Source organism: uncultured Roseovarius sp. (assembly GCF_913054395.1).
Lineage (GTDB): Bacteria > Pseudomonadota > Alphaproteobacteria > Rhodobacterales > Rhodobacteraceae > Roseovarius.
Genome location: NZ_CAJXIP010000147.1, coordinates 1 through 7,779 on the forward strand (window position 1 = coordinate 1; position 7,779 = coordinate 7,779).

Sequence of the window (7,779 nt, forward strand, 5' to 3'; positions counted from 1 at the left end):
CACAGCAGGACGCACCCGCTGGACCTGGCGGTTGGTATTGCTGACAGTGCCGTTCTTTTCATACAGGGTTGAGGCTGGCAGAATGATGTCTGCATAGTTTGCCGTTTCAGTCAGGAAAATGTCCTGCACCACCATCAGCTCCAGCTTGGCAAAGGCATCGCGGGCGTGCTCAGCATCCGGATCCGACATCGCCGGATTTTCGCCCTGGATATACATGCCTTTGATATTACCGGCATAGACCTGATCGACGATCTCAGTAACCGTCAGGCCCTTGTCATTGCTGAAATCATCGCTGTCCCAGACATCGGTGAACGATTTGCGGATACCATCGTCCATTACGGATTGATAATCCGGCAGGAACATGGGGATCAGACCAGCATCAGATGCGCCTTGCACGTTGTTCTGCCCCCGCAGCGGGTGCAGACCGGCGCCCGGCTTACCGACATTGCCGGTCATCAGGGCCAACGAGATTAGGCAGCGCGAGTTGTCGGTGCCGTGAATGTGCTGAGAGATACCCATACCCCAGAAGATCAGTCCTGCCTTGCCATTGGCAAAGGTGCGGGCAACCCGACGTAGCTGCTCAGGCTCAACGCCACAGATTTCCGACATTGCCTCGGGTGTGAACTGCGCCAGATGCTGTTTTTCGGCTTCCCAGTTCTCGGTGTATTTGTCGATGTAGCCTTGGTCGTACAGGCCCTCTTCGACAATCACATGCATAATCGCGTTCAGCATCGATACGTCCGCACCGGGGCGGAACTGAACCATTTCATCGGCAAAACGGCGCATTCCAACCCCGCGCGGGTCCATCACAATCAATTTGCCGCCGCGTTTGGTGAACTGCTTGAAATAGGTCGCCGCTACGGGATGGTTCTCAATCGGGTTAGACCCGATGATGATGGCCACATCGGCATTTTCGATCTCGTTAAAGGTAGCCGTCACCGCGCCAGACCCAACGTTTTCGATCAGCGCCGCCACGGACGAGGCATGGCACAGACGCGTACAGTGATCGACATTGTTATGCTTAAAGCCCTGACGAATGAACTTCTGGAAAAGATAGGCCTCTTCGTTGGTGCATTTGGCCGAGCCGAAGCCCGCGACCGACTTGCCGCCATGGGTATCCTTGAGCGCCTTGAGCTTGCCTGCGGCCAGATCAAGGGCCTCGTCCCATTCGGCCTCGCGGAAGTATTCCTGCCAGTTCGAGGGATCGACGTTCAGCCCCTTGGCGGGGGCATCCTCGCGCCGGATCAACGGCTTGGTCAGGCGGTGTTGGTGGTGGATATAGTCGAACCCGAAGCGGCCCTTGACGCAAAGCCGGCCCTCGTTGGCCGGACCATTGAGGCCCTCGACGTATTTGACCTTGCCATCCTTGACCTTGAGGCTGATCTGACAGCCGACACCGCAGAACGGGCAGATGCTTTTGGTTTCGCTGTCGAAATCGGCGCTGTCGCCCTGTTGGGCGTCATCCAGAACCGTGGCGGGCATGAGCGCGCCGGTCGGGCAGGCCTGGACGCATTCGCCACAGGCGACGCAGGTCGAGGCGCCCATCGGGTCGGCCATATCGAAGGTCGGATAGGCATCATGGCCGCGCCCGGACATACCGATCACGTCATTGACCTGCACCTCGCGGCAGGCGCGCAAGCACAAGCCACAGGAAATACAGGCATCAAGGTTGACGCGCATCGCCACATGGCTGTCGTCCAGAAGCGGAATGCGGCCCTCTTCGAGCTTGGGAAAGCGGCTCTGGCTGACGCCGTTTGCATCCGCCATATCCCAGAGGTGGCTTGATTTGTCATGGGCCTTGGCGCGCTCGGGCTGGTCCGCGACGAGCATTTCGATGACCATCTTGCGGGCATTTTCGGCGCGTGCGGAATTGGTGGTGACGACCATGCCGTCGCGGGCCTCGCGGATGCAGGACGCGACAAGCGTGCGCTCGCCTTCGACCTCGACCATGCAGGCGCGACAGTTGCCATCCGGGCGATAGCCGGGGGCGGGCTTGTGGCAGAGATGCGGAATGACCAGACCTCGGCCATTGGCAACTTCCCAGATGGTCATGCCGGCCTCGGCCTCGACCTGATTGCCATCAAGGGTGAATGTGATCCTGTCAGACATGCGCGTGTCTCCTTTGTTGGCAATGTTAGATCACGCGATGCGAAAAGTGAGTCCGCTAATCCCGACACCTCACCGCATTTTTACGCCACTGCGGGGCCAGAAGTTTCTTATCCGCGACGGAGCGTTCCCTGTGATTCCTGCGCCGCAGATTGCCCAGGCGGGGCTTTGCCATCATTTTCCGGCTGGGCTAACGTGATGGCGAATGGGTGCAAAACGCTGTTTGCCCCAGCATCAGGAGAAGAAAGCCATGATCATCGCCCTCGTTCAGATTCCGATGGACGGGCCAAAGCGCCCCGAGAAGGAGGCGATTGCGCAATCGCTCGAGTCCACCAGGATTTTCCACCGGGTCAAGGGCCTGCGACGCAAATACTATCTCAACAGCGACGCGGGCGGTGGCGGCGTTTACGAATTCGAGACCCGAGAAGCGGCCGAAGAATGGTTCAACGAGGGCTGGGCCGATTGGATGGAGGGCCGCTTTGGGGCGCGCCCGACGCTGACGCTTTTTGACAGTCCCGTCATGCTTGACAACCTGGCCGGAGAGGTCCGGGTCAATGGGGTGCCGGTGTCTGCACCTTGGGGCGACGAGGGCTAGGCGATGCTGCGGGCCTCGCGGGGGCTGCAAATATTTTCCCGCGCACCTTTAACCCCGGCGCGCCCGGCGCTAACGTCGCGCCGGAGCGGGGAACAAAAGGACGCGAACCTTGGCAGAGCTAATTCTGGTGCGGCACGGGCAGGCCAACAGCCACGCCACCAATGAAGAGAGCTATGATCAGCTTTCTGTGCTGGGTGCGCAACAGGCGGAATGGCTTGGCGCGCATCTGGCCGGAACCAACCCGCATTTCGACCGTGTGATGACCGGGACGCTTAACCGCCAGACCGAAACCGCGCGCAACATGGGATATGAGATCACCACCCGCGATCCGCGCCTGAACGAGCTTAGCTATTTCGCGCTTGCCGAGGCACTTGAGGCCGAACATGGCATTCCAGCCCCGCGCGAGGCCACTGAATTTGCCCGCTACCTGCCGCAGGTGATCGACCATTGGGTGCGCGGCGCGCTAAGCGATGTGCCCGAAAGTTTCGACGAATTTGCGGGCCGGATCACCGGGGTGATCGACGAGCTTTGCCAGGATCACGGGCGTATCCTTGTGGTGACATCGGGTGGGGTGATCGGGATGATCATGCGCCACGCTCTCGGGCTTGAGACGCCGGGCATGGCCAAGGTCATGCTTCAGATCATGAACAGCTCGATGCATCGCCTGGAGCATGTTCACGACATGCTGATGGTCGGCTCGTTCAACGCCACCCCGCATCTTGATATACCCGAACGGGCCCATGCCCGCACCTTTATTTGACCCTGAAAGGACGCAGGATGAAGCTTTACTATGCGCCGAAGACCATCGCGATTGCTGTGGCGATCACCCTTCACGAGGCGGGGATCGAGTATGATCCGATCCGGCTTGATTTCCGCAACGCGGAACAGACCAAGCCCGAATACCACAAGATCAATCCCAAGGGCCGCGTGCCCGCGCTTGTGACCGACCGGGGCATTCTGACCGAGACCGGGGCCTTGCTTGATTACATCGCCGATCTTGCGCCCGAGGCAAAGCTGCGCCCCACCGATCCCTATGAGATCGCGCAGGTGCGGGCGGTGATGTATTACCTTGCCTCGACCATGCATGTGAACCACGCCCACAAGGCGCGCGGCACCCGTTGGGTCGATCAGGAAAGCTCGATCGAGGATATGAAGGCCAAATCGGTGCAGACCATGACCGACAGCGCAACTTTCATCGAGAATAATGTGCTGAGCGGGCCTTATATTCTGGGTGATGATATCTGCATGGCCGATCCTTACCTTTTCATCGCCTGCAACTGGCTTGAGGGCGATGGCGTGACGGTTGCCGATTTCCCCAAGATCGAGGCATTTATGACGGCGATGCGCGCGCGCCCCTCGGTCGAGCGCGCCGTCAGTCTTGGTATGCTCTAAGGGGGTCACATGACACATCTCTGGGTCAGGGCCGAGCAGCGCCCCAATGAAGAACGCGTCGGCCTGACGCCCGAAGGGGCGGCGGCGCTGATTGCCAAGGGCATCGAAGTCACGGTCGAGGAAAGCCATGTGCGCGCGATCCCGATCGAGGGCTACCGCGCGGCGGGCTGTGCGATCGCGCCCGAGAACAGCTGGCCCACCGCGCCCGCTGATGCGATCATCTTTGGCCTCAAGGAGTTGCCCGAGGATGGCACCCCCCTGCCGCATCGCCACATCATGTTCGGCCATGCCTTCAAGGGGCAGCATTCGGGGCGTCGCCTGCTTGAGCGGTTCAAGGCCGGGGGCGGCACGCTTTATGATCTGGAATATCTGGTCGATGAGGATGGCCGCCGCGTCGCCGCCTTTGGCTATTGGGCGGGGTATGCGGGGGCGGCGGTGTCGCTTATGGCATGGGCTGCCGCACAGGCGGGCAAGGCCTGTGCGCCGGTGGCCACCTTTGGGGGGCGCGACGCTCTGTTGGACGATCTGCGCGCGCGGCTTGATGCGACGGCCGGGCCGCGCCCAAGCGCCATCGTGATCGGTGCGCTTGGCCGGGTTGGCACCGGCGCGGCCGATCTCTGCGAGGCGCTTGATGTGCGCACCACCAAATGGGACATGGCCGAGACCGCGACCGGCGGGCCGTTCCCGGAAATCCTTGAGCACGACATTTTCCTGAACTGCATCTTCGCCCGCCCCGGTACGCCGGTTTTCGTACCGAAATCCGCTGTTGATGCGCCGCGCCGTCTTTCGGTGATCGGCGATGTGGCCTGCGATCCCGATAGCGATTATAATCCTGTGCCGGTCTATGACCGGGCCACCACATGGCAAGAGCCCGTGATCCGCGTTGCCGACGACCCGGTGCTTGACGTGATGGCGATCGACAACCTGCCATCGCTTTTGCCGGTTGAATCATCGCAGGATTACGCAGGACAGCTTTTGCCCTCGCTGGCGACACTGGACCGGCTGGACGGTGGTGTCTGGGCGCGGGCGCAGGCGGTGTTTGACGATAATATGAAGGGGATTTGAGGATGACTATTCACTGGTGCGGCACCGGCCTCTCGGCCATCCCGGGTTTGCGCCGCCTGATCGAGGCGGGCCATCCCGTGACGGTCTGGAACCGCTCTGTCGACAAGGCCGAGGCCGCCGTGGGCGACCTTACGCAGGCGATCAAGGCGTTTGACCGCGATGCTCTGGCGAGCGACCTCAAGGCGGGCGATCTGGTTGTCTCGATGCTTCCGGGGGATTGGCATGTGCCGCTGGCCGAGCTTTGCCTTGAAAAGGGCGCGCATTTCGTCAGCTCATCCTATATCGCGCCGGAAATGCGCAGGCTGGACGCGGCAGCGCGCGAAAAGGGGCTGAGCTTTGTCAACGAGATCGGGCTTGATCCGGGCATTGACCATCTGATGGCGCATCACCTTGTCGCCGAGTATCGCGCCTCGGATGCCTATGACGCAGGGAATGACATCTCGTTCATTTCCTATTGCGGCGGTATTCCCAAGCATCCCAATCCGTTTCGCTATAAATTCAGCTGGTCGCCGCTTGGGGTGCTCAAGGCGCTGCGCTCGCCGTCGCGCTCGATCCGGGATTACAGCGAGCTGAACGTCGCGCGGCCCTGGGATGCTATCAGCAGCTATAGCGCCCCCTTGCAGACGCCTGAGACATTCGAGGTCTATCCGAACCGAGATTCCCTGCCGTTTATCGAGGACTACCGGTTTGATGCGGCCTGGCGCGTCAAGGAATTCGTGCGCGGCACGCTGCGGCTGAATGGCTGGAGCGAGGCCTGGCGCGATGTTTTCGCCGAGATCGAAACGCTGGAGGGGCCCGAGGGCGACGCGCGTCTGAAAGAGATGTCGGATACCTTCTGGAACGAGAATGCCTATGACGAGGGCGAGCCGGACCGCGTTGTCATGTGTGTCGGGTTCAAGGCCGAAAAAGCGGGCATGCCGGTCTGGCACAAGACCTATGTGATGGATGCCTGGGGCGACGAGCGCGGAACCGCGATGGCGCGGCTGGTATCGGTGCCGGTGTCCCTCGCGGTCGAGGCCGTGCTCAACCGCGAAATCCCCGTGGGAGTCACCCCGGCGCCGCATGACCCGAAACTCGTCAACCGCTTTCTGGCCGAGGTTGACCGCCTTGCGCAGCATTTGCAGGTGGTCGATCACCTCGCCTGAGGCGGGTCAGGCCAGGCATCGGCCCCTTTAGGCCGCCTCGTTTCCGGGGCGGTCTGTCGAGCATCGGTGCGATATCAGCGCATCAGCTCGTCTTCATCGTCCAGGGCCGAGAGGCCCAGGGCATCCAGCCCGTTTTCCAGGTGATCCGAAAGGTGTGGCGAGCCTAGCAAGTAATCGGCGGTCGGGGTCGTGGCTTCTTCAAAGGCGGTGCGTTTCGCCTCTTCGAGATCCGAGGCGTCAAAGCTGTCGCGTCCGATCCACATGACTGCGACAAGGCTTGCCTTTTCCTCATCCGTCAGCTGGTCGATAAAGGCCCTGAGCTCGCCTTCGGCCCGGTCCAGTTCGCGGGCCATAAGGATGACCTGAGCGATTTTATGTACTGAAATTTCCAGCATGGTGTATCTCCTGTTGCGCTAGTCTATCACAGAAATGGCGCGCCGGGAGACCGGCGTCCTTGATCTTACGCAAATAGCCGGTAATAGGCCCAGTCCGGCAAAAGCCGTGACAGGCGAAAGAGATAGCTGAAACCGCGCGGGAAATGACGCACAAATGCGGTGTCGTCGCACATCAGCTCGAACATCTGTTGCGCCGCTGCCTCTGGTGTCATGATGAAGGGCATCCTGAAGGTGTTCTTGTCGGTCAGCCGGGTCTTGATGAAACCGGGATTGGCAAGCTGTACCCGGACCCCCGTGCGCCACAGATCGGCGCGCATTGATTCTGCCAGCGACATGACCCCTGCCTTTGATGCGCCATAGCCGATTGCCCCCGGCAGCCCCCGGAACCCGGAGAGAGAGCCGGTCATCACCACATGGCCCGCATCCCGCGCCACCATATCGGGCAGAACGGCACCCGCCACGCGCAGGGCGCCGGTGAAATTCACTTCGGCCATGGCAATGGCGTGCCCGGCGTTCCATTCCCCTGCGGGCATCGGCCAATAGGCCCCGGCGAGATAGACCATGCCGTCAATCTTGCCTATCTCGTTGATCGCCTCGGCCACGCTTGCGGCATCGGTCACATCGACGCTTACGGCGCGGGCGCGACCGGGCAGGGCCTTCACAAGTTCGGCCAGCCGGTCCGTACTGCGCGCCGAGACGATGATTTCGGCCCCGGCCGCGCTAAGCTTGTGGGCGAGAGCGGCGCCAAGGCCTTCGCTTGCCCCGACCAGCCAGTATTTCTTGCCCTGCCAGTCCATCAGGCATCGACCCGGCGCATGGTTGCCACAAGCTCGGCCACCTTGATGCCGAATTTGCGGAACTGGCTTTTGTTCACCACCACGCCATTGGGCGCCAGATACATCCAGTCGGTGACGCTAAGCACATGGCCGCCCGCCTCTTTCGGCAGGCGGATGCGATAGCAAAGCCGCGCCGCCGTGCCGGTTTGCTGGCCATGGCCCACACCGACAAGATCATCGGCCTCGGCGCGGATTGATCCGTCATTGCCAAGTTCAAGCCGCCATTCGCGGTCCTGGCTGTTGCC

The 7,779-nt window shown here is 61.3% G+C and carries 9 protein-coding genes; 5 read left to right on the top strand and 4 right to left on the bottom strand.

All coding sequences use genetic code 11. The annotated features are described in order from the left end of the window. On the bottom strand, window positions 1–2,109 hold a 2,109-nt coding region (locus QZ522_RS15870; protein ID WP_294613744.1), incomplete at its 3' end, for a molybdopterin-dependent oxidoreductase. A 247-nt stretch (window positions 2,110–2,356) separates the two neighbouring features. Between QZ522_RS15870 and QZ522_RS15875 the strand changes: the two genes are divergently transcribed. The 5 genes from QZ522_RS15875 to QZ522_RS15895 all read left to right on the top strand — a co-directional run bounded on the left by QZ522_RS15875 (window position 2,357) and on the right by QZ522_RS15895 (window position 6,303). Beyond that, window positions 2,357–2,701 (top strand): hypothetical protein, encoded by a 345-nt coding sequence (locus QZ522_RS15875; RefSeq protein WP_294613746.1) that lies wholly within the window; start codon window positions 2,357–2,359, stop codon window positions 2,699–2,701. A gap of 109 nt (window positions 2,702–2,810) precedes the next feature. Continuing rightward, entirely contained in the window at window positions 2,811–3,461 is a 651-nt protein-coding gene (locus tag QZ522_RS15880; protein WP_294613748.1) for a histidine phosphatase family protein, read from the top strand. A gap of 17 nt (window positions 3,462–3,478) precedes the next feature. Next, complete coding sequence (locus QZ522_RS15885) at window positions 3,479–4,093, top strand: glutathione S-transferase family protein (RefSeq protein ID WP_294613750.1); 615 nt, start codon at window positions 3,479–3,481, stop codon at window positions 4,091–4,093. 9 nt (window positions 4,094–4,102) lie between these two features. Further along, a complete protein-coding gene (locus QZ522_RS15890) occupies window positions 4,103–5,158 on the top strand; it encodes a saccharopine dehydrogenase (protein WP_294613752.1) in 1,056 nt (351 codons plus the stop codon). Between the two features lie 2 nt (window positions 5,159–5,160). After that, a complete protein-coding gene (locus tag QZ522_RS15895; RefSeq protein WP_294613754.1) occupies window positions 5,161–6,303 on the top strand; it encodes a saccharopine dehydrogenase family protein in 1,143 nt (380 codons plus the stop codon). A 74-nt stretch (window positions 6,304–6,377) separates the two neighbouring features. Here the strand turns inward: QZ522_RS15895 and QZ522_RS15900 are convergent, their stop codons facing one another. The 3 genes from QZ522_RS15900 to QZ522_RS15910 form a co-directional block, all read right to left on the bottom strand. Continuing rightward, window positions 6,378–6,698 (bottom strand): DUF3775 domain-containing protein, encoded by a 321-nt coding sequence (locus tag QZ522_RS15900; RefSeq protein ID WP_294613757.1) that lies wholly within the window; start codon window positions 6,696–6,698, stop codon window positions 6,378–6,380. 65 nt (window positions 6,699–6,763) lie between these two features. Beyond that, complete coding sequence (locus QZ522_RS15905; RefSeq protein ID WP_294613762.1) at window positions 6,764–7,498, bottom strand: SDR family NAD(P)-dependent oxidoreductase; 735 nt, start codon at window positions 7,496–7,498, stop codon at window positions 6,764–6,766. Then, the coding region (locus tag QZ522_RS15910; protein ID WP_294613760.1) for a DUF3833 family protein at window positions 7,495–7,779 on the bottom strand (285 nt) is incomplete at its 5' end. The genes QZ522_RS15910 and QZ522_RS15905, both read right to left, overlap by 4 nt.

Coding starts and splice junctions, on each gene's coding strand:
- QZ522_RS15895 (WP_294613754.1), top strand. CDS start 5,161: ATGACTATTCACTGGTGCGGCACCGGCCTCTCGGCCATCCCGGGTTTG.
- QZ522_RS15885 (WP_294613750.1), top strand. CDS start 3,479: ATGAAGCTTTACTATGCGCCGAAGACCATCGCGATTGCTGTGGCGATC.
- QZ522_RS15875 (WP_294613746.1), top strand. CDS start 2,357: ATGATCATCGCCCTCGTTCAGATTCCGATGGACGGGCCAAAGCGCCCC.
- QZ522_RS15890 (WP_294613752.1), top strand. CDS start 4,103: ATGACACATCTCTGGGTCAGGGCCGAGCAGCGCCCCAATGAAGAACGC.
- QZ522_RS15900 (WP_294613757.1), bottom strand. CDS start 6,698: ATGCTGGAAATTTCAGTACATAAAATCGCTCAGGTCATCCTTATGGCC.